General features: G+C 66.8%; 25 protein-coding genes. 14 read left to right on the forward strand and 11 right to left on the reverse strand.

Features of this window, described 5'->3' with window-relative positions; genetic code table 11:
• Positions 1 to 83 precede the first annotated feature (83 nt).
• Positions 84 to 1,202 (reverse strand): alanine dehydrogenase, encoded by a 1,119-nt coding sequence (ald, locus tag AC6JAM_RS09445; protein WP_026265840.1) that lies wholly within the window; start codon positions 1,200 to 1,202, stop codon positions 84 to 86.
• Positions 1,203 to 1,436: 234 nt separating this feature from the next.
• On the opposite strand from ald, the gene AC6JAM_RS09450 reads away from it, so the two are divergent.
• On the forward strand, positions 1,437 to 2,657 hold the full coding sequence (locus tag AC6JAM_RS09450) for a PucR family transcriptional regulator (protein ID WP_497934524.1): 1,221 nt from the start codon (positions 1,437 to 1,439) through the stop codon (positions 2,655 to 2,657).
• 16 nt (positions 2,658 to 2,673) lie between these two features.
• On the opposite strand, the gene AC6JAM_RS09455 is transcribed toward AC6JAM_RS09450, so the two are convergent.
• From AC6JAM_RS09455 to ptsP, 3 genes are read right to left on the reverse strand one after another with little or no spacing between them, the layout of a single operon-like run.
• Positions 2,674 to 3,483 carry an alpha/beta fold hydrolase gene (locus AC6JAM_RS09455; protein WP_268002197.1) on the reverse strand — a complete coding sequence of 270 codons (810 nt, stop codon included), beginning with the start codon at positions 3,481 to 3,483 and terminating at the stop codon, positions 2,674 to 2,676.
• Between the two features lie 5 nt (positions 3,484 to 3,488).
• Positions 3,489 to 3,911, reverse strand: coding sequence for a helix-turn-helix domain-containing protein (locus tag AC6JAM_RS09460; RefSeq protein WP_134164898.1), 423 nt, complete (start codon positions 3,909 to 3,911; stop codon positions 3,489 to 3,491).
• Positions 3,912 to 3,955: 44 nt separating this feature from the next.
• Positions 3,956 to 5,641, reverse strand: a complete 1,686-nt coding sequence (gene ptsP / locus AC6JAM_RS09465; protein WP_018769738.1) for a phosphoenolpyruvate--protein phosphotransferase — start codon at positions 5,639 to 5,641, stop codon at positions 3,956 to 3,958.
• A gap of 161 nt (positions 5,642 to 5,802) precedes the next feature.
• Between ptsP and AC6JAM_RS09470 the strand changes: the two genes are divergently transcribed.
• The 6 genes from AC6JAM_RS09470 to AC6JAM_RS09495 all read left to right on the forward strand — a co-directional run bounded on the left by AC6JAM_RS09470 (position 5,803) and on the right by AC6JAM_RS09495 (position 12,247).
• On the forward strand, positions 5,803 to 6,531 hold the full coding sequence (locus tag AC6JAM_RS09470; protein WP_026265838.1) for a TetR/AcrR family transcriptional regulator: 729 nt from the start codon (positions 5,803 to 5,805) through the stop codon (positions 6,529 to 6,531).
• Between the two features lie 87 nt (positions 6,532 to 6,618).
• Positions 6,619 to 8,676, forward strand: coding sequence for a PTS mannitol transporter subunit IICBA (locus tag AC6JAM_RS09475; protein WP_018769736.1), 2,058 nt, complete (start codon positions 6,619 to 6,621; stop codon positions 8,674 to 8,676).
• The gene (locus tag AC6JAM_RS09480) at positions 8,676 to 9,839 is read left to right on the forward strand and encodes a mannitol-1-phosphate 5-dehydrogenase (protein ID WP_018769735.1); all 1,164 of its coding nucleotides are present in this window, start codon (positions 8,676 to 8,678) and stop codon (positions 9,837 to 9,839) included. The genes AC6JAM_RS09475 and AC6JAM_RS09480 overlap by 1 nt, the downstream gene beginning before the upstream one ends.
• Before the next feature lie 179 nt (positions 9,840 to 10,018).
• Positions 10,019 to 10,510 (forward strand): GNAT family N-acetyltransferase, encoded by a 492-nt coding sequence (locus AC6JAM_RS09485; protein WP_018769734.1) that lies wholly within the window; start codon positions 10,019 to 10,021, stop codon positions 10,508 to 10,510.
• A 41-nt stretch (positions 10,511 to 10,551) separates the two neighbouring features.
• On the forward strand, positions 10,552 to 10,992 hold the full coding sequence (locus AC6JAM_RS09490; RefSeq protein ID WP_134164900.1) for a MarR family winged helix-turn-helix transcriptional regulator: 441 nt from the start codon (positions 10,552 to 10,554) through the stop codon (positions 10,990 to 10,992).
• Between the two features lie 28 nt (positions 10,993 to 11,020).
• Positions 11,021 to 12,247 carry an MFS transporter gene (locus tag AC6JAM_RS09495; RefSeq protein WP_018769732.1) on the forward strand — a complete coding sequence of 409 codons (1,227 nt, stop codon included), beginning with the start codon at positions 11,021 to 11,023 and terminating at the stop codon, positions 12,245 to 12,247.
• A 120-nt stretch (positions 12,248 to 12,367) separates the two neighbouring features.
• Here the strand turns inward: AC6JAM_RS09495 and AC6JAM_RS09500 are convergent, their stop codons facing one another.
• The 3 genes from AC6JAM_RS09500 to rraA form a co-directional block, all read right to left on the reverse strand.
• A complete protein-coding gene (locus AC6JAM_RS09500) occupies positions 12,368 to 13,807 on the reverse strand; it encodes a sugar porter family MFS transporter (protein ID WP_026265837.1) in 1,440 nt (479 codons plus the stop codon).
• A 200-nt stretch (positions 13,808 to 14,007) separates the two neighbouring features.
• Complete coding sequence (locus AC6JAM_RS09505) at positions 14,008 to 15,672, reverse strand: MDR family MFS transporter (RefSeq protein WP_497934526.1); 1,665 nt, start codon at positions 15,670 to 15,672, stop codon at positions 14,008 to 14,010.
• 71 nt (positions 15,673 to 15,743) lie between these two features.
• Positions 15,744 to 16,265, reverse strand: a complete 522-nt coding sequence (gene rraA, locus AC6JAM_RS09510; protein ID WP_268002194.1) for a ribonuclease E activity regulator RraA — start codon at positions 16,263 to 16,265, stop codon at positions 15,744 to 15,746.
• Between the two features lie 143 nt (positions 16,266 to 16,408).
• On the opposite strand from rraA, the gene AC6JAM_RS09515 reads away from it, so the two are divergent.
• From AC6JAM_RS09515 to AC6JAM_RS09540, 6 genes are all read left to right on the forward strand, one after another.
• Positions 16,409 to 17,692 carry an MFS transporter gene (locus tag AC6JAM_RS09515; protein WP_497934527.1) on the forward strand — a complete coding sequence of 428 codons (1,284 nt, stop codon included), beginning with the start codon at positions 16,409 to 16,411 and terminating at the stop codon, positions 17,690 to 17,692.
• Between the two features lie 137 nt (positions 17,693 to 17,829).
• A complete protein-coding gene (locus tag AC6JAM_RS09520; RefSeq protein WP_134164906.1) occupies positions 17,830 to 18,438 on the forward strand; it encodes a TetR/AcrR family transcriptional regulator in 609 nt (202 codons plus the stop codon).
• Positions 18,439 to 18,726: 288 nt separating this feature from the next.
• Positions 18,727 to 19,926, forward strand: a complete 1,200-nt coding sequence (locus tag AC6JAM_RS09525) for an NAD(P)-dependent malic enzyme (RefSeq protein WP_142070184.1) — start codon at positions 18,727 to 18,729, stop codon at positions 19,924 to 19,926.
• A 94-nt stretch (positions 19,927 to 20,020) separates the two neighbouring features.
• Entirely contained in the window at positions 20,021 to 20,524 is a 504-nt protein-coding gene (locus AC6JAM_RS09530) for a DUF456 domain-containing protein (protein WP_018769725.1), read from the forward strand.
• Positions 20,525 to 20,564: 40 nt separating this feature from the next.
• A complete protein-coding gene (locus tag AC6JAM_RS09535; protein WP_268002193.1) occupies positions 20,565 to 20,957 on the forward strand; it encodes a nuclear transport factor 2 family protein in 393 nt (130 codons plus the stop codon).
• 9 nt (positions 20,958 to 20,966) lie between these two features.
• Positions 20,967 to 21,944, forward strand: a complete 978-nt coding sequence (locus AC6JAM_RS09540) for a hypothetical protein (protein ID WP_497934528.1) — start codon at positions 20,967 to 20,969, stop codon at positions 21,942 to 21,944.
• 13 nt (positions 21,945 to 21,957) lie between these two features.
• Here AC6JAM_RS09540 and AC6JAM_RS09545 read toward each other — a convergent pair whose 3' ends face one another.
• Positions 21,958 to 22,617: a LysE family translocator gene (locus tag AC6JAM_RS09545; protein WP_018769722.1), complete on the reverse strand. Its 660-nt coding sequence runs from the start codon at positions 22,615 to 22,617 to the stop codon at positions 21,958 to 21,960.
• Between the two features lie 107 nt (positions 22,618 to 22,724).
• On the opposite strand from AC6JAM_RS09545, the gene AC6JAM_RS09550 reads away from it, so the two are divergent.
• Positions 22,725 to 23,180 (forward strand): Lrp/AsnC family transcriptional regulator, encoded by a 456-nt coding sequence (locus AC6JAM_RS09550; RefSeq protein WP_268002191.1) that lies wholly within the window; start codon positions 22,725 to 22,727, stop codon positions 23,178 to 23,180.
• An 18-nt stretch (positions 23,181 to 23,198) separates the two neighbouring features.
• Here the strand turns inward: AC6JAM_RS09550 and AC6JAM_RS09555 are convergent, their stop codons facing one another.
• From AC6JAM_RS09555 to AC6JAM_RS09565, 3 genes are all read right to left on the reverse strand, one after another.
• Entirely contained in the window at positions 23,199 to 23,711 is a 513-nt protein-coding gene (locus tag AC6JAM_RS09555) for a hypothetical protein (protein WP_442781092.1), read from the reverse strand.
• 140 nt (positions 23,712 to 23,851) lie between these two features.
• The gene (locus tag AC6JAM_RS09560) at positions 23,852 to 25,324 is read right to left on the reverse strand and encodes a WXG100 family type VII secretion target (RefSeq protein ID WP_497934529.1); all 1,473 of its coding nucleotides are present in this window, start codon (positions 25,322 to 25,324) and stop codon (positions 23,852 to 23,854) included.
• Positions 25,325 to 25,423: 99 nt separating this feature from the next.
• Positions 25,424 to 25,891 carry an Lrp/AsnC family transcriptional regulator gene (locus AC6JAM_RS09565; protein WP_208324269.1) on the reverse strand — a complete coding sequence of 156 codons (468 nt, stop codon included), beginning with the start codon at positions 25,889 to 25,891 and terminating at the stop codon, positions 25,424 to 25,426.
• Positions 25,892 to 26,075 lie beyond the last annotated feature (184 nt).

Raw genomic sequence — 26,075 nt, forward strand, 5'->3', positions numbered from 1 at the left:
CCCGTCGATTGCTCCCCACAGGGCCCCCGTAGACGCCGTTTTGAGGGCGCAAAGGGGCGAGAGGGAGCAATCGACGGAGGGGCTTACGCGGAGACCAGTTCGTGCCAGTCCTTGACGAGGGGCAGGTTGTGGGCTTCGGACACGGAGTGGTGTGCCACGTGGCCGGCGGCGATGTTCAGGCCGGCGGCGAGGGCGGGGTCGCGGTCGAAGGCGGCCCTGACCCCCAGGTTGGCCAGGGACACGGCGTAGCGCAGGGTGACGTTGGTCAGCGCGTAGGTGGAGGTGTTGGGCACGGCGCCGGGCATGTTGGCCACGCAGTAGAAGATGGTGTTGTGCACCTTGTACGTGGGTTCCTGGTGCGTGGTGGGGTGCGTGTCCTCGAAGCAGCCGCCCTGGTCCACCGCGATGTCCACCAGGACCGAGCCGGGCTTCATCCGGGCCACGAGGTCGTTGGTGACCAGCTTGGGGGCCTTGGCGCCCGGGATCAGGACGGAACCGATCACCAGGTCGGCGTCCACCACTGACTTTTCGATCTCGTACTTGTTGGAGGCAACCGTCTTCAGCCGTCCCTGGTACTGGGCGTCCAGTTCGCGCAGGCGGTTGATGTTGATGTCCAGGATAGTGACGTCGGCACCCAGGCCCAGGGCCATGGCTGCGGCGTTGGTGCCGGCAACACCGGCGCCCAGGACCACCACTTTGGCGGGGCGCACGCCGGGAACGCCGCCCAGCAGGACGCCCTTGCCGCCGGCCGGAGCCATCAGCGAGGTGGCGCCCACCTGGACGGAGAGGCGGCCGGCAACCTCGGACATCGGGGCCAGCAGCGGCAGCGAGCGGCCTTCCTGCACCGTTTCGTAGGCGATGGCAGTGACGCCGGAGTTGATGAGTTCGCGGGTGAGTTCCGGCTCGGCAGCCAGGTGCAGGTAGGTGAAGAGGATCAGGCCCTTGCGGAAGCGGTGGTACTCGGACTTGATGGGCTCCTTGACCTTCATCACCATGTCGGCGCGGGCCCAGACATCGTCCGCCTCGTTAACGATCTCGGCGCCCGCGATCGAGTATTCCTCATCGGTAATGCCTGATCCAAGGCCGGCACCGCGCTCCACCAGGACGGTGTGTCCGTGGGTGCGGAATTCGTGGACTCCGGCCGCGGTGATGGCCACGCGGAATTCGTTGTTCTTGATTTCTTTGGGGACGCCGATGATCATCGTCTGCTCCAGTGTGCGGGGCCGGTGGGCCGAAAAAACGGAAAGGATTTCGTGTTTCAACGATAAATCCGGCTGTGAGCCACGTGACACGGAGCGGGCTTGCAGCCATGCCAAGGACCCCCGTGATTCCGCGGTTTTGACGCTTCAGTGCTCGACAGGTGTCGAGCACTGAAGCGTCAGGTGTCGCCTCGTGTCCGTTCGTCTGTAGAGCTTCCAGCGCAGTAGTGTTGCCCCATGCAGCAGCAGGGTGTGGAACAGCTCGTCGAACAGGTGGCGCAGAAGCTGGGGCGCGGCCTGTCCCTCGAGGACCTGGACGGCCTTTTGCTGGCCTACAGCTCCAACCAGTCCCACGCCGACCGGGTGCGGGTGAACTTCCTGCTGAGCAAAAAGGTCCCGGCGGACGTGAGCGCGTGGCAGCTCTCGCACGGCATCGCCACCGCCGTGCGGCCCGTTGTGGTCCCGGCCAACCCTGATCTGGGCATGCTGGGCAGGGTCTGCGTTCCGCTCATGGTGCGGGGCTTCCGCGTGGGTTACCTCTGGGTGCAGCAGGACTCCGCGGAGGAAAGCCCGACGGCGATCCTCACCCAGCTGCCGGGCGTGAACCATGAGCTTGAGCTGCTGTCCGGCCTCCTGCTCGATTCGAATACGGCCGAATCCGAATTCCTGCGGGGCCGGGAGCGGGAGTTCCTGGCCGCCTGCGCGGGAGAACCCAACGCCGTGGCCGCCGTGGCCGGATGGAAGGAAGTCCAGGGCCGCGGTCCGTGGCAGATGGTCACGGTCCTCGATGCGGACGGCTGGGCCAGCGGCCCGGACCCCATCGCGTCCACCCTGATCCACCGCTCCACAGCGCTCCAGGCAACCGTGGGCGTGGACGCCGCCCTTTTCAGCGCCGGTACGGAAACCCACTCGGTGGTGCTGTTCCGCGAGTCGACGGGCCGGGCCAACCACGCCCAGGTCCTGGTCCACTACCAGCTGGAGCTGGCCAAACGGTCCGGCCGCCCGGTCCACCGGATCATCCTGGGCATCAGCGAGGGCTTCTCCAAGACCCGCCAGCTCTCCGAGGCATACCGGCAGTCGCGGGTGGCAGCGCAGGCGGCAGCCGTGGACCCGCAGCTGGGTGAACTGGTGGACATCCGCGCAACGGGCGTCTACCAGCTTCTCGCTTCGGCCGGGGGAGGGGTGGGGGCCTGGGCGGATTCCGGTTCGGTGTACTTCCGGATGCTCGAGGACCACGACCGCAACGACGAGCTCATCCCGGTCCTTGAACTCCTGTATGACAACGATGGGTCCGTGCAGGATGTGGCCGGCAAGCTCCACCTGCACCGCAGCAGCATCTACAACAGGCTGGGCCGGATCCGGCAGCTGCTGGGGGTGGACCCGCTGAAGGGGATGCCCCGCCTGGAGCTGCACGCCGCGTTGAAGATGCGGCGCTGGGCGGCGAGGCCAAGGATCTGAGTACCCAGACCTGGCGTTAGGCACCGGCCTCGTTGAAGGACATGATGGCGGCCGCTACCTGCCGTGGCCGCAGGTGCTGGGCCACGTGTCCTGCCCGGTCGATCTCAACAAAGCGTCCCTGCGGCACCACCTGGGCGAGGAGGCGCGACCAATCCGCGCCCGCCACCGGGTCCTGTTTCCCGCGCAGGACCAGCACCGGCACATTGATGCCCGCCAGCCGCAGCTCCGTGGGGTAGCCCATCATCACGGGGAGCACGGTGAAGTACCATCGCGGACCGCAGCGGAAGTAGTCCGACACCACCAGCCAGTTGGAGGAGGCGCTTTCCCGGAGGAGCGAGTCCAGGAACAGCGCCAGGCCCTGCCGCCCCACGCTGCGGTGCCGCGAATCGACCACGGGACCCATCAACACCAGCCGCAGTGCCTGGTCCGGTGCGCAGAGTGCCGCCTCGATGGCGAACTGGACGCCCATCGAATGTCCCACCAGGATGTACGGGCCAATGCCGCTGGCCTTCAGAGCCTGCGCGATGAAGGCGCCGTAGTCCTCCACGGACAACTGCCTCCCCGGCCTGGGGGTGCCGGCAAAGCCCGGCAGGTCCAGGGAATAGGTGGGGGCAGTGGCGGCGAGCTCACCGTGCAGGCGGCGGAGGTAGCGGTGGGAAACGCCGATGCCGTGGATGAGGATGTATGCGGGCTCTCGCGAACCGTCCGCGCGTTCCATCCCCGGTGCAGGTGTTCCATCAGCCCAGAGGATCCGGCCTTTCAGCCCGTGGGCTTCCAGGTCGGCTGACTGCAGCGGAGGGCTTGTCCGGCCTCCGGCCTTCGCCATGGGCACTATTCCCCCGGGCCAGCGTCTGCGCCGGCGTTCTTGTCCTGCCTGCGCTTGTGTTCGGCAAGTTTCTGGCTTTCGAGCCACGCCATGATGTCAGCCTGCCGGATCCGCCGGTGCGAGCCGCGGTACTCCACCGGGATCTCACCGCGGTCCGTCATGTTGCGCAGGTAGGTGTGCGAAATCCCCGCCAGCTCTGCCGCCTGCGACGTGGTCAGCATTTCCGCCACGCTGCTCACGGTCACCGTTTCGCCGCGGCCCAGCCGGGCAAGGAGGTCCACGACGGCGTCCCGCGCCTGCCCGGGCAGCCGATGGACCGTTCCGTCGACGAAGACAGTGATGTCATTGCTGTCCTCGAGGGCGCGCGTCAGGACGCGGGCTTCGCCGGCGGGCAGGCCGGCCGTGACGCGGGGGGCTGTCAATGCCATGGACGTAGCCTATCCCGGCCGCAGCCGGCGTGGCCGCGGACCCGTCAGAGCCCCAGCTCCTCCAATACCGGCAGCTTTTCCCGGACCCACGCGCGCGCCTCGGTGGCGCTCGGCGCGGACAGGGCGAGCTTGGCCAGGTCCTGGGCTTCGGACAGGGTTACCGTCTTCAGGACTGCTGCCACCGCGGCGAGGGACCGCGCCGTCATGGACAGGGTGCTGACGCCCAGGCCGGTGAGGACGACGGCGAGGGCGGGATCGGCGGCGGCCTCGCCGCAGACACCCACCGGTTTGTTGTGGCCCTCCGCCCGGGATCCTTCAACCGTCAGTCCGACCAGCCGCAGGACGGCCGGCTGCCACGGGGTGTTCAGGTTGGCCAGCGGGCCGAGCTGGCGGTCGGCGGCCATGGCGTACTGGGTCAGGTCGTTGGTGCCCAGGCTGGCAAAGCTGACTTCGCGGAGGATGGCCTCGGCGGTGAGGGCCGCCGAGGGGACCTCCACCATCACGCCGGGGGTCTTGATGCCCGCATCGGCGCACATGGAGGCGAACCGGGCCGCTTCTTCCGCAGTGGAGATCATCGGGGCCATGACCCAGACGTCGGCTTCTGACTGCTTCTGAGCCAGGGCAATGGCTTCCAGCTGCCGGTCCAGGACGCCGGGGGTGGTGAAGTCGGTGCGGTAGCCGCGGACGCCAAGGGCCGGGTTGGGCTCCGTGGAATCCGTCAGGAACGGCAGCGGCTTATCCGCGCCGGCATCCAGCGTCCGGAGGACCACCTTCTTGCCGGGGAAGGCATCAAAAACGCTCTTGTAGGCAGCAGCCTGCTCTTCGACGCTGGGTTCGGTGTCGCGCTCCAAAAAGCAGAACTCGGTGCGGAACAGGCCCACGCCCTGGGCGCCCAGCTTGGCGGCCGCTTCGGCGTCCTTGCCGCCGCCCACGTTGGCGAGCAGCGGCACCTCGTGGCCGTCCGCCGTCGCGCCCGTGCCGGTGAATTCAGCCAGCAGCGACGCCGTGGCGGCCCATGCTTCCGCTGTTGCCCGGAGGGATTCGTCGGGGTCGGAAGTGATGAGGCCGGCCGCGCCGTCCACGTACACCTCGGTGCCGTCCGGCAGTTCGTCCACTCCCACGGCGGCAACCACGGCGGGCAGGCCAAGGGACCGGGCGATGATGGCGGTGTGGGACTGGGGGCCGCCGCCGGCGGTGACCAGCGCCAGGACCTTGTTCGGGTCAAGCGTTGCGGTGTCCGCGGGGGCCAGGTCCTCGGCCACCAGGACGAACGGGGTGTTGGACGCGGGAATGCCGGGCGCGGGCACGCCGCGGAGCTCGGCCACGATGCGGGCGCGCACGTCCAGGACGTCGGTGGCACGTTCGGCCATGTAGCCGCCCAGGTTGTGCAGCATTTCGGAGACGGAGGAGCCGGACTCCCAGATGGCGCGTTCGGCAGAGGTGCCGCGGGCCACCAGCTTGGCCGCACCCTTGATCAGCATGGTGTCCTTGGCCATCAGGGCGGTGGCCTCCAGGACGGCCTTGCCGTCGCCGGTGGCATGGGCGGCGCGGTCCTTCAGTTCGTCGTGCACGGCCTGCGCGGCGGCCTTCAGTGCTGCGGTGGCTTCTTCTGCAGTGGTGTCCGGGGCCAGCTGTTCACCGGCGGGAGGCTCACTGATCGGTTTGGGCATCTGCCGGATGGTGCCGATGACGCGGCCTGGACTGACGCCTACTCCTGGGAAGTTCTGCACTGAAGGTCCTCATTCTCTGCCGGTAGACAGGCCCGCCAAGTTCCCCCGGCGCCGTGCCGGGTCCGCCGGAGGACTGCTACGTCCAGGGCGGGAAACGTGCCTGAAAAAATTGTATGTGATTCAGTTCATATAGCAACGCTATAGGTGCTAGGGTAGCGGTTATGAGTTTGGATGGCCAGCTTCCCCCCAAAATGCGGCTGCTCCGTGCTGCCGCGGAACTGCTGGCAAAATCCGCGGGGGCTCCGGTGTCCACGCGCCAGATCACGCAGCTGGCCGGGGTTTCGGCTCCTACGCTGTACCACCACTTCGGTGACAAGGAAGGTTTGTTCGACGCCGTCGTCGCCGCAGGGTTTGAAGAATATGTCGCGGGCGAAAGGGATTTCGCCCCCTCCGGACAGCCCATCGAGGACATCCGGAGAATGTGGGACAACCACGTCCAGTTCGGACTGAACCAGCCCGAGCTGTACCTGGTGATGTTCGGCAATATCCGCCCGGAGAGCCGGCCTGCCATCGTGGCGGACGCTGAGGCGCTCATGGAGGAGATGCTGAACAAGGCAGCGGCGGCGGGCCAGCTGAACGTCCAGCCCCGGGAGGCAGCCAGGTCCATCCTGGCTGCCAACGTGGGCGTGACGCTGATGCTGATTGCGGAGCCCGCTTCCGAACGCAACCTCGAACTGTCCACCATGACCCGGGACGCCATGATCTTCGCGGTGTCCGCCGAGCCCGCCAGCGGCCCGGCCCCGGGCGGCACCGGAAAGTCCTCGGTGGTGGTGGCAGCGATCGCCCTGAACGCCGCACTTCAGGCTTCGCACTCTGACCAGCTTTCCAGCTCGGAACTCAAGCTCTTCCTCGAATGGCTTCACCGGATCTCCACCAGCCCTGCCGGCTAGCCCCGGACCCCCGTAGTACCCAGCAGTACGTCGTCGTAATCATCGGACCACTCCTGCGGAGCAGCAGGAATGAGGTTAGGAAATCACATGGCAACAGAGACAGTTGCAAAACCCCGCACCAGCGCGCGCGTGCACGTCCAAAAGTTCGGGACATTCCTGTCCGGCATGATCATGCCCAACATTGGGGCGTTTATCGCCTGGGGCATCATCACGGCCCTCTTCATTGAGAAGGGCTGGCTGCCCGTACCCGTCCTCGGTGGCTTCGGTGAGACCGGCGGGAAGCCCAACGTCGGCCTTGTGGGCCCCATGATCACCTACCTGCTGCCACTCCTGATCGGATACACCGGCGGCAAGAACGTCTATGACGTCCGCGGCGGCGTGGTGGGGGCCATCGGCACCATGGGCGTGATCGTCGGTGCCGGCATCCCCATGTTCATCGGCGCCATGATCATGGGCCCGCTGGGCGGCTGGACCATGAAGAAGATCGACATGCTGTGGGAGGGCAAGATCCGCCCCGGCTTCGAGATGCTGGTCAACAACTTCTCTGCCGGTATCTGGGGCGCATTGCTCGCGATGCTGGGCTTCTTCGGCATTTCACCGCTGGTCACGGCCTTCAGCACCGGTGCCGGGAACGTGGTGCAGTTCCTGGTCAACAACGGCCTCCTGCCGCTGACCAGCATCTTCATCGAGCCTGCCAAGGTCTTGTTCCTGAACAACGCCATCAACCACGGCGTGCTGACCCCGCTGGGCGTCCAGCAGTCGCTGGACCAGGGCAAGTCCATCCTGTTCCTGCTTGAAGCCAACCCGGGTCCCGGCCTGGGCATCCTGCTGGCCTACATGTTCTTCGGCCGCGGTGCCGCCAAGGCGTCGGCGCCCGGTGCTGCGATCATCCACTTCCTGGGCGGCATCCACGAGATCTACTTCCCGTACGTGCTCATGCGCCCGCTGCTGATCCTGGCCGCAATCGCAGGCGGCATGACCGGCATCGCCACCCTGGCCGTCACCGGCGCGGGCCTGGTTGCGCCGGCCGCTCCGGGATCCATCCTCGCCGTGCTGGCCCAGACGTCCCGCGACAGCTACCTCGGCGTGATCCTGTCGGTGGTGCTCGCCGCCACGGCATCCTTCCTGGTGGCCTCCGTCATCATGAAGACCACCAAGCACAGTGACGAAACAGACCTGGGCGACGCCACCGCCCGCATGGAGGCAATGAAGGGCAAGAAGAGCTCGGTTTCCTCCACCCTGACCGGTGCAGGTGCAGGCGCTTCCGCAGGTGCCGCGTCCGGCGGCCGCGGCGGAGTGGGCGTGCTGGCCGGACCCGTCCGGAACATCGTGTTCGCCTGCGACGCCGGCATGGGCTCCAGCGCCATGGGCGCCTCGGTGCTGCGGAACAAGATCAAGGCGGCCGGATTCCCGGACGTCAAGGTCACCAACGCCTCCATCGCCAGCCTCAGCGACACCTACGACGTGGTGATCACGCACCAGGACCTGACCGAGCGGGCCAAGCCGGCCACGTCCAGTGCCGTCCACTACTCGGTGGACAACTTCATGAGCAGCCCGCGGTACGACGAGATCGTCGAGCTGGTCCGCGAGAGCAACACGGAAGGCGGAACGTCCGACGCCGGCACCGCCCACGGTGCGCACGCCGCCGAGGCGCCGGTGGACGCAGCGCCTGCCGCAGCAGGTGCGGCAGCGGCAGCTCCTGCCGCCGGCAGCTCCGACATCCTGGCCCGCGAGAGCGTGGTCATGCGCGGTTCGGCCACCACCCGCGACGCCGCCATCGACGAGGCGGGCCGGCTGCTGCTGGCCCGTGGCGCCGTGGATGAGGGCTACATCGCCGCCATGCATGAGCGGGAAGAGTCCGTATCCACCTACATGGGCAGCTTCCTGGCCATCCCGCACGGCACCAACGCCGCCAAGGACCACATCCGCAAGTCGGCGGTTTCCGTCATCCGGTACCCGGAAGGCATCGACTGGAACGGCAAGCAGGTGAAGTTCGTGGTGGGCGTCGCCGGCATCAACAACGAGCACCTGCACATCCTGTCGTCCATCGCCAAGGTCTTCACCAACAAGGAACAGGTTGCCCGGCTCGAGGCCGCCACGTCCGAGGATGAAGTCCTGGAGCTTTTCGGAAAGGTCAACGCATAGTGAAGGCAGTACATTTTGGGGCCGGCAACATCGGCCGCGGCTTCGTGGGGCTGCTCCTGCATGACGCCGGCTACGAAGTGGTGTTCGCGGACGTGGCCGAAGACCTGATCAACCGGCTCAAGGAAGCGGACAGCTACGCCGTGCACGAAGTGGGGGAGAATCCCGCCGTGCGGACCGTGGACAACTTCCGGGCGCTGAACTCCAACGCCCAGGAAGCGGAACTGGTCTCCGAGATCGCCACGGCGGACATCGTCACCACCGCAGTGGGCCCGCACATCCTGAAGTTCGTGGCGCCGGTGATCGCCAAGGGCATCGCCGCAAGGGAGCCCGGCCGGGCGCCCCTGCAGGTGATGGCCTGTGAGAACGCCATCAACGCCACGGACATCCTGGCCAAGGAGGTGGCCGCCCAGCCAGGGGCCACCGCCGCAGTGCTGGACGGCAAGGCAGTGTTCGCCAATACTGCCGTGGACCGGATCGTGCCCAACCAGGAGGCCGGGCAGGGGCTGGACGTAACAGTGGAGACTTTTTACGAATGGGTCATCGACCGCACCGCGTTCGGTGACTCCGCTCCGGCCATTCCCGGCGCCACGTTCGTGGACGACCTCTCGCCCTACATCGAGCGGAAGCTGTTCACCGTGAATACCGGCCACGCCTCGGCGGCATACTTCGGGTTCGAGGCGGGCCTGGAGAAGATCTCCGACGCCATGGCGGACCAGGACGTGGCGGAGGATGTCCGGGCGGTGCTGGAGGAAACCAAGCAGCTCCTGGTGGCCAAGCACGGGTTCAGCAACGATGAGCAGGAAGCCTACGTCCAGAAGATCCTGGTCAGGTTCTCCAATCCCTATCTTCCGGACACCGTCAACCGGGTGGGCCGTGCTCCGCTGCGGAAGCTGAGCCGGAACGAGCGCTTCATCGGCCCCGCCGCCGAGCTGGCCGAACGTGGCGTGGTGCCGGAGGCCCTGCTTGGTGCCATCGCATCAGCGCTCCGGTTCAACGACCCCGCTGATACAGAGGCCACGGAGCTGGCAGAAATCCTTCGCTCCACCAGCCCCGCCGACGCCACGGCAAAAATCACCGGGCTGGCGCCTGGCCACCCGCTGTTCGCCGCCGTTGCCACCCTCGTCGAGGAGCGGCAGGCCGAAATGGCCGGCACCCCCGCCTGACGCGCCAACTGACACGCTCCATCATTACCTGCGCCCTCAAGCGCAACGCTCCATCAGATCCTGCAGGAATTCCGGCGACGCTCCATCAGAACGACGCCGGCACTTACCCAAGTGCCGGCGTCGTTCTTTGTCTGTGCCAAGCTGGGCGGGTGAACCAGAACCCAAATGCCGCGCCTGCTTTGCTCACCGCCGACGTCGACGGCGGGACGTTCCGCCTCAGGCACGCGACGCGTGCCGACATCCCGGACATGGTGCGCCTGCTGGCCGACGACGCCCTGGGCGCCGGCCGCGAGACCGCGAAGGATATGGAACCCTACGAACGCGCCTTTGACGCGATCCACGCCGACCCCGCCCATCTCCTGCTCGTCGGCGAAAGGGTGCCGCAGGGGGAAGAGGAGGGGCCGGTGGTTGCAACCTTCCAGCTGAGCTTCCTTCCCGGCATCTCCAGGCAGGGCGCGTGGCGCTCGCAGCTCGAAGGTGTCCGCGTGGCCGCGTCCCTTCGCGGGCAGGGCCTGGGGAGGCTCATGGTGGGCTGGGCCATCGCGGAGTCGCGGCGCCGGGGCTGCGACCTGATGCAGCTGACAACGCACCATAGCCGTTCGGCAGCCCAGCGGTTCTACCAACAGCTGGGCTTCGAGGCCAGCCACGTCGGCATGAAGCTGGCCCTCTAGGCCTTGACCGTTAGGTACCCTAACTGTTAGGGTACCTAACGATGACTGACGACGATCCCCAGCTCCACGAACTTGCCGCCGCCTTCCGTGAAGCCCTGCGGCACAGCGTCTACCTGGTCCGGCGCCTCGACGCGGACGGCGAACTCAGCGCCGCCCAGCTCAGTACCCTCAAGATGCTGCTCGGCGAGGGCCAGCGCGTCGGTGAGATCGCCCGGAACCTCGGTGTCCGCGTGCCCAGCGCTACCGAACAGATCATCAAGCTCGAACGCGCAGGCTTGGCGCGCCGGGAACCGGACCCGGATGACTCCCGCGCCGTCAGGGTGATCCTGACCCCCGAAGGCCGTTCCGCCGTCGACTCCGCAAACCGGCGGCGCAACCAGGTGATGGCCGCCATCCTCAGCACGCTCACCGACCAGGACCGCCAAGCCCTGGCGGAGGCCCTGCCGGTCATCGACAAAATCAACGCATCCCTCCAGAACTGAACCAGCCACGAACTTAGGAGCACCCTCCATGGACGGCCAGCTCGCAGAAACCCTGCAAGCACCAGAATCAACCTTGACGGCCGAAAAGGCCTCATTCCTCAAACAGCCGAAGGCGGTTTGGGCCACCGCCCTCGCCGCAGTGTTCGCCTTCATGGGCATCGGCCTGGTGGACCCCATCCTTCCGGCCATCGCCACCAACCTGGACGCCAGCCCCAGCCAGGTCTCCCTCCTCTTCACCAGCTACTTCCTGGTCACCGCGCTGGCCATGCTGATCACGGGGTTCGTCTCCTCCCGCATCGGCGGCAAACGGACGCTGCTGATCGGCCTGGCCGTCATCGTCGTGTTCTCCTCGCTGTCCGGCCTGTCCGGCAGCGTCGATGAGCTGGTGGGCTTCCGCGCCGGCTGGGGACTGGGCAACGCCCTGTTCGTCGCCACCGCCCTCGCCGTCATTGTTGGGGTGGCCAGCGGCGGCGCCGGCACCGCCATCATCCTCTACGAAGCCGCACTGGGCCTGGGCATCTCGCTCGGCCCGCTGCTCGGCGCCCTCCTGGGCGGCTGGCAGTGGCGCGCCCCGTTCTTCGGCACCGCCGTCCTCATGGCCGCCGCCTTCATCGCCCTGATCGCCCTCCTGCCCAGGACGCCGCTGCCTGAGCGCAAGGTGCGGTTGCGGGACCCCCTGCTGGCGCTGGGTCACAAGGGACTGCGGACGACGGCGGCAAGCGGCTTGTTCTACAACTACGGCTTCTTCACCATCCTGGCTTTCACCCCGTTCATCCTGGGCATGGACGCGTACGGCATCGGCGGCGTCTTCTTTGGCTGGGGTGTGGCCGTGGCGGTATTTTCCGTCTTCGTTGCACCGGTCCTGCAGACCCGCTTCGGCGCGGTGAAGGTACTGACCGGCACTTTGTTCGTCCTCATGCTGGACCTGGCCGGGCTGGGACTGGCCGCGGGGCACTCGGTGCCTGCCGTCGTCGTCCTGGTCATTGTTGCCGGCGCGCTGCTGGGCATCAACAACACCATCTACACGGAACTGGCCATGGGCGTCTCTGATTCGCCCCGGCCGGTGGCTTCCTCCGGCTACAACTTTGTCCGCTGGATGGGCGGTGCCCTGGCCCCGTTCGCGGCGGCGCAGCTCGGTGAGCACTTCGGCCCGCAGGTCCCGTTCTTTGCCGGGGCGGTGGCCATGGTGATCGCCATCCTGGTCGCGTTCGGCGGCCGGGCCTACCTGTCCTCGCACGAACCGCACGTCGTGTAGCCGCTGCCGGCGCACCAACGGACAAACCCTCCATCACGGCATGTGATGGAGGGTTTGGTGTTTTCCTGCGGAAGCTGATGGGGCGTTCCAGGGAAGGCCGCCAAAAGTGATGGGGCGTTGCTAGGCCTTGGCGGAGCCCTTGGGTACGAACAGCGTCTCGGCCTGCTCCAGGGACATGCCGTTGGTCTCCGGGACCTTGAACATGACGAAGAAGAAGGAAGCCGCAGCGAACAGGGCGTACATGGCATAGGTCAGCGGCAGCGAGCCCGCTGCCATGACCGGGAAGCTCAGGGTGATCACGAAGTTGGCCACCCACTGGGCCGCTGCGGCCAGGCCCAGCGCCCGGGCACGGATCCGGGACGGGAAGATCTCGCCCAGGAGGACCCACACCAGCGGTCCCCAGGACGCGCCGAAGCTGATCACGAAGACGTTGGCGGCCACCAGGGCCACGGGGCCCCACGCGCCCGGCAGGCTGATGTTCTCGCCGCTGCCTGTTGCCGAGGAGAACGCCACGGCCATGGCGCCCAGGGACACGGCCATGCCCACGGACCCAGCCAGCAGGATGGGCCGGCGGCCCACGCGGTCCACCAAGGCGATGGCCACGAGGGTTACCAGGATGTTGGTGACGGAGGTTGCCACCGAGATGGCCAGGGAGTCCTTCTCCTGGAAGCCCACGGCCTTCCACAGGGTGGTGGAGTAGTAGAAGATCACGTTGATGCCCACGAACTGCTGGAGCACCGACAGCGTGATGCCCACCCAAACCACAGCCTGCAGGCCAAAGGCCTTGCCGCGGAGGGACCCCTTTTGCCCGGCCAGCTTGTCTTCCTCAATGGCTTCCCGGATGTCCCGGATATGCCGACCGGCATCCTCGGTGGGTGCGATGGACTCAAAGACTTCCCGGGCCTGGTCCTCTTTGCCCTGGAACACCAGGAACCGCGGGGACTCGGGCAGGGTGAACGCCACCCAACCGTAAACGACGGCCGGGACGGCGGCGGCCAGGAACATCCAGCGCCATGATTCAATGCCCAGCCAGAAGGCCTGGTCCGCACCGCCGGCACTGGTGGCCAGGAGCGCGTCAGACAGCAGCGCGGCAAAAATACCCGTAGTGATGGCCAGCTGCTGCAGCGAAGCCAGGCGGCCGCGGACCTTTCGCGGCGAAATCTCGGAGATGTAGGCGGGCGCGATGACGGAGGCCAGCCCGATGCCCAGGCCGCCCACCAGGCGCCAGAACACCAGGTCCCAGACGCCGAACGCGAAACCCGTGCCCACGGCGCTGACCAGGAACAGCAGGGCGCCCAGCTTCATGGCCGGAATGCGGCCGTAGCGGTCCGCCACCTTGCCGGCCAGGAAGGCGCCTGCAGCACAGCCCAGCAGGGCAATGGCTACGGCGAAGCCCGTGACGGCCTCTGACAGGGCAAATTCTTCCTTCATGGCGTCCACGGCGCCGTTGACCACCGATGAGTCGAAGCCGAAGAGGAATCCGCCCACCGCCCCCGCGAGCGCCAGCCAGATCACCCGCCGCGGTATCCCGGTTGTGGTCTGCTCCTGTGCAGTGGGCATGGTTCTCCCTGGGTTTGGGGGTTTTATGGATGCGGTGCGGACGTCGTCGGCTGCGGTACCGGCAGAATGGCCGGCGCACACGCGCTAAACAGTGTGGCACGTCACCGCCCGAGGTTCCACTTGGCGCCGTTTGCCCCGTTAACGCAGGACGACGACGGCGGGCTGTGCCGCCGTCGTCGTCCCACCCGTGCGCTTACGGGCTAGTGCGCCGGAATCTCCATGCTGTCCTTGTCCTGCGGGGATGCCTTCTGGTCGGTCAGCTTCTTCCGCGGAAGGGCGAAGCTGATGAGGAACGCCAGGCCGGTGAGCGCCGCGGCCGTCAGCATCACGGTGTCGATGGACGTGGCGAAGCCCTCGGTGATGGGCCTGGTGAGGGTGCTGTTGGCGGTATGCAGCCAGCTGGTGTCGTTCAGGGAGTCGTTCGAGGCGCCGTTCTTGAAGAATTCATAGAGCTTGGCGTTGGCAGGGTCCGACGCGACGGCAGGGTCCTTCAGGACGGCCAGGTAGGCCGGGTCCGTGGTGGCGGCCTTCATGCCGTCGGCAATGCGGCTTGCCGCCATGCTGAAGAGCATGGAGATGAAGACGGCGGTGCCCACGGCGCCGCCCATGGAGCGGAAGAACGCTGCGGAGGAGGTTCCCACGCCCATGTCCCGCGGCGGTACCGAGGTCTGCATGGCCAGGGTGAGCGGCTGCATGCAGAAGCCCAGGCCGACGCCGAAGAAGACGGCGATGAGTCCGGGGACCCAGAGTTCGGTGTCCACTGCCAGTGAGAAGCCCATCACCAGGGCGGCGGCGGTCAGGATGCCGGTACCCATGATGGGGAAGATGCGGAACGTGCCGGAGGCCGAGATGGTGCGGCCGGCGGTGATGGAGCCGAACAGGATGCCCACGGTGAAGGTGATCATCATCAGGCCGGCCTCGGTGGGGGTGAGGCCCTTGACCAGCTGGAGGTACATCGGAAGCATGGCGATTGCGCCGAACATGCCGATGCCGATGATGAAGTTCAGCAGCGAGGACAGTCCGAACGTGATGTTGTGGAAGAGCCGGAGCGGGATCAAGGCGTAGTCGCCGGCGCGCTTCTCCGCCAGCAGGAACCAGGCAATGCCCACCACACCCAGGCCGTAGCAGAGGAAAGAGTTCACGGAGGTCCAGCCCCACGTGCGGCCCTGCTCAGCCACCAGGAGGAGCGGAACGATGGCCACGGTGATGGCGGCGGCGCCCCAGTAGTCGATTTTCTGTTTCAGGTGCTTGGCGGGCAGGTGCAGGAACAGGAACACCACCGTCAGCGCGGCAAGGCCAATGGGAATGTTGATGAAGAAGACCCAGCGCCAGCCGTCAAAACCGAGGATGTTCGCCGAGCCGGCGAATGCCCCACCCACCACCGGGCCCAGGACCGAGGAGATGCCGAACACGGACATGAAGTAGCCCTGGAACTTGGCGCGGTCCTTGAGCGAGACGATGTCGCCGATGATGGTCAGCGCCAGGGCCAGCAGGCCGCCGGCGCCAAGGCCCTGGATGCCGCGGGCAACTGCGAGTTCGGTCATCGAGTGGACCGAGCCGGCGTAAAGCGAGCCCACCAGGAAGATGAGGATCGCGGTCAGGTACAGCGGGCGGCGTCCGAAGATGTCACTCAATTTGCCGTACAGCGGGGTGCTGACCGTGGAGGTGATCAGGTACGCGGTGGTGGCCCACGCCTGCAGGGAGAGCCCGTCCAGGTCATTGGCAATGGTGTAGATGGAAGTGGAGACGATGGTCTGGTCAAGGGATGCCAGGAACATGCCCAGCATCAGGCCCACCATCACGGTGACGATCTGGCGTTGCGTCAGGGTTTCTCCGGGGCCGGGCGCGGCAGTGGTTTTGGACATGGGTGCTCCAAGGGGAAGGAAAAGATATAAGCAGCGATAGTTGCTTTCAGTAACTATCTTACTCGTTGTTTTTATTCCCCGCCCTGCCGGGCTTCCTGCTGGCGCTCCACGAGGATGCCGTCCGGATCGCACCAGACGATGGCTCCGGGGCGGAAGGTCACGCCGTCGATCACCACATCCACGTCAACCTCGCCGGCCCCCGCCTTCTGGCTCTTCCTGGGGTTGCTGCCCAGGGCCTTGACGCCAAGGTCCAGGTCCGCGATCGCCAGCCGGTCACGGATGGCGCCGTTGATGACGACGCCGGCCCAGCCGTTTGCCACGGCGCTTTCGGCGATCATGTCCCCCATCAGGGCCGTGCCCAGCGATCCGCCGCCGTCCACCACCAGGACCGCCCCGTTCCCCGGTGACCCCAGCGTGGACTTCACCAGGGCGTTGTCCTGGAAGCAGCGAATGGTGCGGACCGGGCCGCTGAAGTGCGAGCGGCCACCCAGGGACTGGAACTGCAGGGAGACGGACGCCAGCTCGTCGCCGCGCTCATCGTAGAGGTCGGCGGTATTGACCGCTGTGCCTTCGGTCGGGGTGGGTGCGCTCATCTGGTTCTCCTCGATACTCGGCAATTTGTTACCCGGCAACGTGATCCCCCGGGCGGCGTTGACCGCCGCGTGCCCGGTGGCCCGGTACCGCCCACGATAGTCTGATTCCACCGCCAGCCGGCCGCACCAGGGGGAGCACGCCAATGAGTCCGTTCAACACGCCCGCGCCGCCGGATGATGCCGCAGGCAAAACCGCGACGGCGGCGCTCGCCGAGCCGGTGCAGAAGGTCACCGCCCGTTGGGTCACCGGCCTGGTGCTGGTGAACGTGGGCATCAACGCGGCGTTCTTCGGTCCCATCAACGTGTTCATCGGCCAGCAGGCCATCAGCATTGATGCGCCTTCCAAGGAAGCCATCCTCTCGCTGGTGACGGCCTGCGGTGCGGGGGTTTCGCTGGTGGCCAACCCCCTCTTCGGTGCCCTCTCGGACCGGACCACGTCCCGGTTCGGCCGGCGGGCCCCGTGGGTGCTGGCCGGGGCAGTCCTGGCCACGGCGGCGCTGCTGGCCATGTCCTTCTCTGCCGCGGTGGCCCTGATGGTGCTTTTCTGGTGCCTGGTGCAGCTGGGTGCAAATGCCGCGTACGCGGCCATTACCGCCGCCGTCCCGGACCGGGTTCCCGTCATCCAGCGCGGGGGAGTGGGCGGACTCGCGGCCATGGGGCAGACCCTTGGCATCCTCACTGGCGCGGTTTTCGGGGCAGTGGTCTCCGGCAACTTCATGGTGGGCTACTGGCTGTGTGCGGGCGCCGTGCTGGTGTCCGTGCTGCCGTACCTGTTCCACCGGAATGATCCCGCCCTGCCCAAGTCCGGGCTGGAGGCTTTCCGGCCCAGGGTTTTCCTCAAGGGTTTCTGGATCAGTCCCCGGCGCCACCCGGATTTCGCCTGGGCCTGGCTCACGCGCTTCCTGGTCAACGTGGGAAACCAGCTGACCATCGTCTACCTGCTCTTCTTCCTGCGTGACGTCATAGGCCATGAGGATCCTGCCGCGGGGGTTCTGGTCCTGACGGGTATCTACGCGGTGATGGTCATGGCCACCGCGGTGGTGGCCGGTCCCTGGAGTGACCGGGTGGGCAGGCGGAAACCGTTCGTCATCGCCTCCTCGGCCACAATCGCCATGGCCGGAGCCATCATGGCCTTCTTTCCCGTCTGGCCCGGCGCGCTCGCCGGCGCCGCCGTCCTGGGCGTCGGTTTCGGCGCCTACCTGGCCGTGGACTTTGCGCTGCTGACCCAGGTCCTGCCGTTCGCCGTCAGCCGCGGCAAGGACATGGGGATCATCAACGTGGCCAACTCGCTGCCGCAGGTGGTTGCCCCGGGACTGGCGCTGCTGGCCGTGGCCTACTGGGGTGGCTACCGGACGCTGTTCCTCACGGCGGCTGCCATCGGGCTGCTGGGTGCCGTTTTCGTGGTGAAAATCAAGGGCGTCGACTGACCTGCCGGTGCCCGAAACTAAGGCCGCTGACTAATTAGGGCACACGCCTGTGCCGTATAGTTGAACCGGGCTGCAGGGCGGTACGGAAGTGGGGGCGCTCCTGGCCGCAGTCCCTACGACACAACCCCGGAATGCTGATGCCCGAGACTTTTTCAGACCATCCGCCCATGGCCGCCCGGCCTTCCGCTCCACGCCAGCGCCTCCGCTACACGCGGATCCTGGACACCGCCGCAGGGTTCGCCCGCACGGGTCTTGACGCCGTGGAACTCTCCGAAGTCGCAGAAAAAGCGGACGTGCCACTGGGAACCCTCTACCGTTACTTTCCGTCCCCCACCCACCTGATGCTGGCGCTGTACCGGCAGCAGCTGGACGAGCTGCAGGCCGGTTCCCGGGGCTCGTCGCCGCGCTTCCGGGGCCGGGCGCTGTCCGGCCTGCTGATGGAAATCTTCCACATGCGCGTCATGCAGCCCGCGGTGGAGCAATGCCTCAGCCGGGGCGTGTACCACCCGGACAAGGACACCACCGCACTCCTGCGCGAGATTGATGCACTCAGCGAAAAGCTCGTTGCGGGTGCCTGCGGCGACGCCGTGGGAGCCAGGGTCCTCCTCCTGACCGTCACTGGTCTGGTCCAGTCCGTCCGGAACCGGCGACTGTCCCTCTTCGAAGCCGAGGAGGACCTGAAAAAGGCGTGCGGTCGGCTGTCCCCCGGGGCCGAGGCGGGCTTCACAGTGTCCCGGTCGGCGTAACTGGTCTAGACCAAAAGGCAATTAAATACGCCATAATGCCGTGATCTGGATCACAAATCGTCCTGCATAAACGTTTTGTCAGGCTAAAGCTGTGTCAAGCAGGACCCGGCAGCCCTTTCGGGCCTGCCTACCATTGGGGCACAGGAGCGGCAGGGCGGAAACATCCCCGGCGTTCCCGCGGACCCGCCACCCTTGGGTTTCCTGTCGCACTACCTTCCACGCCTGGGCCCGGGAGGGCCCGGTTCCCGATGTGCCGTGTGCCCACGGCCAGCACCAGGAGACAACGACGTGTCCATTGACGCAATCACAGCCACCGACGATTCAGCAGCCACGGCCTTGACCGAAGACGAAATCTTCACGGCCCACCAGGGCGGCAAGCTCTCCGTCACCAGCACTGTTCCGCTGTCCAACAAGCGGGACCTGTCCATCGCCTACACCCCCGGAGTGGCCGAGGTGAGCCGGGCCATCCACGCCAAGCCCGAACTGGCCCGCACCCTGACCTGGGCCGAGCGCCTGGTGGTCGTGGTCAGCGACGGCACTGCCGTCCTGGGCCTGGGCAACATCGGGGCCAGCGCCTCGCTGCCGGTCATGGAAGGCAAGTCCGCCCTCTTCAAGACCTTCGGCGACCTTGATTCCATCCCCCTGGTCCTCAACACCACGGACGTGGACGAGATCGTGGAAACCCTGGTCCGCCTGCGCCCCAGCTTCGGCGCCGTGAACCTTGAGGACATCTCCGCCCCGCGCTGCTTCGAGCTCGAGGAAAAGCTGATCGAAGCCCTTGACTGCCCGGTCATGCACGACGACCAGCACGGAACCGCCGTCGTGGCCCTGGCAGCGCTGACCAACGCCGCCAAGGTGACCGGCCGCGGCCTCGAGGGCCTGAAGGTGGTGGTGTCCGGCGCCGGCGCGGCGGGGATCGCAGTCGCCGAGATCCTGCTCGCAGCCGGGATCACCGACGTCGTCCTGCTCGACTCCCGCGGAGTCATCAACAGCGGCCGCGCCGACCTCGCTGCCAGCCCCGACAGCAAGAAGGCCGACATCGCCGGCCGCAGCAACCCCCGCGGCATCACCGGCGGACCTGCTGAAGCGCTGGCCGGTGCCGACGTCTTCATCGGCGTCTCCTCCTCGAAGCTGGACGAGGCGCACCTGGCATCGATGAACCAGGACGCCATCGTGTTCGCCCTGTCCAACCCGGATCCCGAAGTCCTGCCCGAGGTGGCCGTAAAGTACGCCGCCGTGGTGGCCACCGGCCGCAGCGACTTCCCCAACCAGATCAACAACGTCCTGGCGTTCCCCGGCATCTTCCGCGGTGCCCTCGACGCCGGCGCCCGCCGCATCACCCCGGCCATGAAGCTCGCAGCGGCGCGCGCCATCGCCGGGCTCGCCGCCGAGGACCTCTCGGCCGACTACATCGTCCCCAGCCCGCTGGATCCCCGCGTGGCACCGGCGGTCACCGCGGCCGTCGCCGCGGCGGTGGAAGCGGAGTAAATCCCCTTTCCGGCAGAAACCACGACGGCGGTGCCTCCTTCCCCGAAGGAGGCACCGCCGTCGGGCGTTAAGGGCCGGCCCTAGACTGAAGTCCATGAGCTCCGAAACCGTGGTGACCATCCTGTGCGGCCTGGCGATCCTGGTGGGGGTGGCCGGCACCATCATTCCCGTCCTGCCAGGCAGCGTCCTCATTGGCGTGAGCCTGCTGGCGTGGGCCATCTGGGGCGGCGCCGGGTCTGCGGGGTGGGTCGTGTTTGCGGTGGCCATGATCTTTGTCGCCGCGGGGATGACGGCGGGTGCCGTCCTCACCGGCAGGAAGCTCAAGCAGCATGCCATTCCCAGCCGCAGCATTGTGGTGGCCCTCGTGGCGGGCGTGGTGGGGATGTTCATCATCCCTGTGGTGGGCCTCTTCGTTGGTTTCGCGGCCGGGCTGCTGGCCAGCGAGTTCCTCCGGACTCGGAATTTTTCGACGGCGGCGAAGTCCAGCTGGGCCGCGCTGAAGGCCACCGGGCTGGGGATGCTCGCGGAGTTCGGGCTGGCCTGCCTTGCCGCCAGCACCTGGGTCATTGGTGTGTGGATCGCCGCCGCCAACGGCTGAGTCCATTGCGCCCCGGACCCTGCCCGGGTACAACCAAGGTATGACCCAGCCAGCTTCAGCCCGGGACCATGTCCACGCCTGGATGGAAAAATACCAGGCTGCCTGGACCAGCAACGGCGCCGATGACATCCGCAACCTGTTTGCCCCGGACGCGCTCTACGAGACGCGTCCCCATGATCCCGAACCCTGGCGCGGCCAGGACGGGATCGTCCAGGGCTGGCTGGCGGCACGTGACGAGCCGGCCGACTGGACGTTCAGCTGGGAACTGCTGGGGTGCGACGGCGACACCGCCTTTGTCCAGGGCCTCACCACCTACTCGGGCGGCAGGCCCACGTACGACAATCTGTGGGTGATCAGGTTTGATGGATCCGGCCGTGCCCGCTCCTTTACTGAATGGTTCATGGCGGGGAAGCCGGAGATCCCTCCCGGTTAGCATGGAAAGATGAGCGCCGGGGAGACCGCACCGATCTACTGGGACCACCGCGACCTCACACCGTTCGGGCAGGCCCAGCTGCGCACCCCTGTCCACGACCTTGCCGGGGGAGTGGGCGGCCTGCTGACCGGCGTCCTCGGCGGCCGCAACCCTGCCCTGCTCTCCATCGACGGCGAGGTGCCGCGGCTCAAGCGGCTGCTGCCCAAGCCTGCCAAGGCGGTTCATGAAGCCGTCTTCACCAGCCACGAACCGGAGCGCCTGATCACCCTGGCGCGCGCCTACCCCGGGTGGGCGGGGCTCTGCTACCTCATGGGCGGGCTCCTGGCGTACAAGCACGGCGGCTACCTGCGGGCGTCGGAACTCCTGCAACGGGGGCTCGCCACCCGCAATGACGACGAAGCCAACCGTTACTCATCGACCTACCTCACCCGTATCGTCACCCGGATCGAACTGGCCGAGCGGGTGGAGATCCCCGTGCTGTTCAGCGAGGAATCGGTGTTCCTCGCCCTGTCCCATGCGCTGCGCGAGACGGGCCGCACCGAAGCGGCGCTCGACGCACTGGGCGGGCTGCCGCCATCGCTTCCCATGGCCCTGGCGCGCTGCTCGCTGGCCCTCACCCTGGGACGAAGCCGCACGGTCATTGACTGGACGGAGGGGCTGCTGAACGCGGACGATCTCTCCGCTGCCCTGCTGCTGGTCCGCGCCCGTGCCCTGCGGCGTGAAGGCCGGCTGGAGGCTGCGCACCAGGCCATCGCCGAAGTTTTGCGCCGCCGCAAGACACACCTTGTGCTCCGCAACGACGCGCTGACGGACCGGGCATTGCTCGTGCTGGAATCGGGCCGGCGGTCGCTGAATCCCCGCGACTGGGGACGCCGGCGCGGGGACCCGGAACCGCAGCGCGAACTCGAGGCGCCGCCGCCCATCCGCAAGGATGAGGAGATGCGGCGGATCTGGGAGCAGGACTGGAAGGAACTCGGCGGAGAGTAGGAACCCGGACCGGCTACTGGGGGCGGCCGGCCAGGAACGGCACCAGCTGCTCGCCGAGCAGCACGGCCCCCAGTGCCACCATGATGATGCCGCTGGCAAGCGTTACTGCCCGGGCGGCGCCGGGCCTGCTTTGCAGCAGGGAGCGCGAGAGCAGGGCCACCACCGTGTAAACCAGGCCCGCCAGTGCCACGAACGTCATGCCCAGCAGCCCGGACTGCACCGGCACGGGCAGGGAGGCCTCGGAGCTGACGAACTGCGGTATGAGGGCCACATAAAAGAGCAGGCCCTTGGGGTTGATCCCGCTGGTGCCCATCCCCTGCAGGAAGGTGCGCAGCTGTGTTCCGGCGGCCTGTATTCCGGCGGCGCCGGGCGCGTCCGCGCTGAAGCTCGCGCCGCGCCAGGACCGGAGGGTTCCCACCCCCAGCCACAGCAGGTAGCCCGCGCCGGCCAGGGTAATCCAGCCCAGGACCCCGGGCATGCCTGCCAGCACGGCGGCCAGCCCGGCCACCAGCAGGACGGTGTGAAGGACGTATCCGCCGCAGAGCCCGGCAACCGCGGGGACGAAACTGCGCTGCCGCAGGCCCGCCGCGATGGTGTAGGCCCAGTCCACCCCCGGCGTGCAGGCCAGGGCTGCAGCAACCACCAGGAAGGCAAGGAACAACTGCGGGTTCATCGGGTTTCTCCTGTCGAAGGGCTCTCAGGAGCAACCATAGGGAGAATCCAGCCATAAGTGCTGTCCTGTTTTCGCCCGCCCCGCGGTGACAGCAGTATGTTTATTGCGTGATAGACAAGATTGACAGGAATATCTTGCGGTACCTCCAGGAGGACGGGCGCATGACCGCCACCGCGCTGGCAGCGAAGGTGGGCCTGACGGTGGCTCCCTGCCACCGGCGGCTGCGCGACCTGGAGCGGTCCGGGGTGATCCGCGGGTACAAGGCAGACATCGACCCCGCGGCGGTGGGCCTGGGATTCGAGGCGATCGTTTTCGTCACGCTCCGCCAGGTGGACCGCCCCACCATGGAGATTTTCGAGAACCGGGTGGCGGACAACCCGAACATTGTGGAGGCACAGCGGCTGTTTGGTTCCCCGGACTATCTGCTGAAGGTCATAGCGGAGGACCTGCCGGCGTACCAGCGCTTCTACGACACCGAGCTCACATCGCTGCCCGGCGTTGAACGGCTGACGTCAACGCTGGTCATGAAGAACCTCAAGTCCAACGCGGGCCCGCCCGTCTAGGTCCCCGCGGTCCGCAAGTCAGTCGGCAGGCAGAATGTGGACGATGATCACCTGCGTGTCCTTGCTGCCGTCGTAGCGGAGATCGTAGTTCACCGTCAGTCCGGTGCCTGTTCCCGGCGTGATGGAGAAATCGCTCTTGGAAGCAGGATCCGCCTGGGTGCTGCTGATCCATTCTTCAGCCGGCTCCGCTGCTATCCCGTAGCGCTGCACGCCGTCCCTGATCAGCTCAAAGTACTCGTCAGGTGAGCTGGCGGTGAGGAAGTAGGTGACCTCGCTGAAGTCCGTCCGCCGGTCTGTGGTGTTGAAACGGATCCGGTCCGTTTCGGCGGTTATTTCGCCGTTGGGCGCCAGGATGCTGAGGCTGATCTTGCCCGAACCCCGGGTATTGATCTCGGGGCCGTAACTGTCCTTGGTGACGCGGACGGCGTCCTTTTCCAGGCGTCCCGAGCTCATATCCAGGCGGGCCGTCCCGGTGGTGCGGATACTTTCCACGCCGGCGGCGTCAAGGGTGGAGAAAGCGGAGGTTTTCACGGGGCTCCCTGCAGAAGATGAAGTGGCGGTGGTCGGATCGGCCGGAGTTGGCGCTTTGCAGCCGGCCAGGACAAGGAGTGAAACGAGGGCAATGACGACGGCGGTCCGTTCGCCGGGTGCGGCGCATCGGCGGGGCGCAATCACTGGTGGACCTCCGCGTCGAACCCGTCAAGGAACCGGTCCATGATGCCGGGAATGTTGTTGGTGGGACGGTACTGGTCCACCCGGCCGTCAAAGTCGGAGCCGATGATCTGCGCCGCCCGGTCCGGGTCCGTGGCCAGAAGATGTTGGTAAGCGGGGAGGGTGTCCTGCCGGATGAGGTTCCAGCGCTGGTCCGCGTTGGCGATGTTGCCGTCGGGGAAGCCCGTGGTGAAGTCGGTGCGGAACTGGGCGGGATTGTCCCAGCTGGTGAAGGGGATGTTCTCGGGACCGGGGCTTTCCACGCTGAAACTGTAGGGAAACACCTCAGGGTAGCTTTTGGCGCCCGGGATGGAGGGTTCCCCGGCGAGCGTCACCATATAGGTCACGGCTTCGCCTCCAGGGTGGCCGCGCATGTTGTCGTAGTCGTCCGCGATAATTTCGTTCTGCTCGCGGTACAGGAGGGCCGTGTTTCCTTCACGGACCTGGTCGGGATCTCCCGAATCGATCTGCGCCCACGCGTTGGCCGTGGCCTGGTCGATGGCGCCGGAGTCGCGAAGGCGGTTGATCTCATCGATGCCGCCGTTCAGATACGCCTGGTGCTGGCGCGCCTGGTCCAGGAAGATTTCCTTGTTCATGTCCAGCATGCTGGTTTCATAAAAGCGGATTTCCGCATCCGTCATCCCTGCGAGCTGTTCCAGCTGGTCCAGGACGGGAAGGGGGATGTCCGAGGCTGGATTGTCGGTGATTTGTTGAGCCAAATCCCGCAGCATGGCCATGTCCCGGAATCCGCCGGCGAAGGACGGGCCAATCATGTTGGCCATGCCTGCCCACTGCAGATCCGGGTTGGCAAGGTAGGCCTGGCCGTAAAAGTCGTAGACCTTGGTGATGGTCTCCCAGTTGTATTCCGTACCTTTTGACGTGTCCCAGTCGGCTGGATCAATGCCCATGTCCAGCATCGCCTGCCGGTTCCAGTAGGAATTGAGGAAGTCCTGGTAGCCCTTGGAGTTCTTGCTGATCAGGCCGGAGTCCGCCGCGGCGTCCATGGCGGTTTTGGCTGCCTCCGGGTTCGCCTGGGCCCACTGGCGGAACCCGTCGCTCAGCAGGTAGGCGCGCCGCTCGGCCGGGGTCATGGCCTTCAGTCTGTCTGTCAGGTCCTGGGCGGTTCCGCTCCCGGATCCGCCCGACCCGGGTCCTCCCGGTCCACCAGTGCTGGCCTTCTCCTGTTCGTCCGCGTTGGCAAGGAGTGTCCTGGCGGCCGACTCCAGCCCTGCCGTTGCCGACCTCAGCAGCCTGGTGTGCGATGACGTCCACTCGCTGCGGAACCTGTCGCCGTCGCGCCCTTTCCACAGGCCGGAACCAATGCTGCTGCTGAGCTGCTGCCCCAGGACGTTGAGCCGGTTGGCGCCGGCAGCCAGGTCCTTGGCGAGTTGCCGCAGCTGCGCCACATCGCCGCCGTAAAAGTTTCCCGCCATGCTGCCCCCTGTTGGCTCCCCCGCTGTTGGCTCTTCCGTGCCAGCCTAACGGGGCATCCTCCGCGCGGCGATGGGGAGTGGTGCCCCTGTGGTCCCCGCCTACTCGGCCTGGTCCCCCAGGAGCCCGGTGGTCCGGTACGGGATGACTTCGCGGAGGAACATGCTGGTGGACGTGCGGACGATGCCCGGGCAGAGCCGGATCTCCTCCGACACCCGGTAGAGGTCGTCGGGGCTCTTGGCCACCACGCGGATCAAGAGGTCGGTATCGCCGGCCGGCGCATGGCACTCCAGGACTTCGGGAATTTCACGCAGGGCAGCGATGGCCTCGTTCAGGTGGCTCTGGTCCAGCGCTGCGCTGACCGCGGCGGCCACGCCCCGTCCCAGGGCCGCCGGAAGCACCCGGCTGCTGTTGGGGCGGAGGGCGCCGGATGCCGTCATCCGCTCCAGCCGGCTCTGGACGGTTCCGCGCGCGAGGCCCAGCCGCTGGGCAAGCACCATGATGGGGACACGCGGATCCTGGTCCAGGGCATTCAGGATGCGCCGGTCGGTGGCGTCCAGTTCCTGCAATCTGACCACTTCCTGTTGCTGCTGGCCTCAGGGATTGATCAAACTGATCAACTCAAGTTGGGCCAATTGTCCCAACTGTATGTTCTCTGCTGGAATAGTGGCAACAAGGACAAAAGCTACCGCTGGTCCGCGCAGGCTACAGTTTCCCCGGCACACCACCCGGCACTTGGACACCGCTTCCCGC

The organism is Arthrobacter sp. GmRoot5-12 (assembly GCF_059739365.1).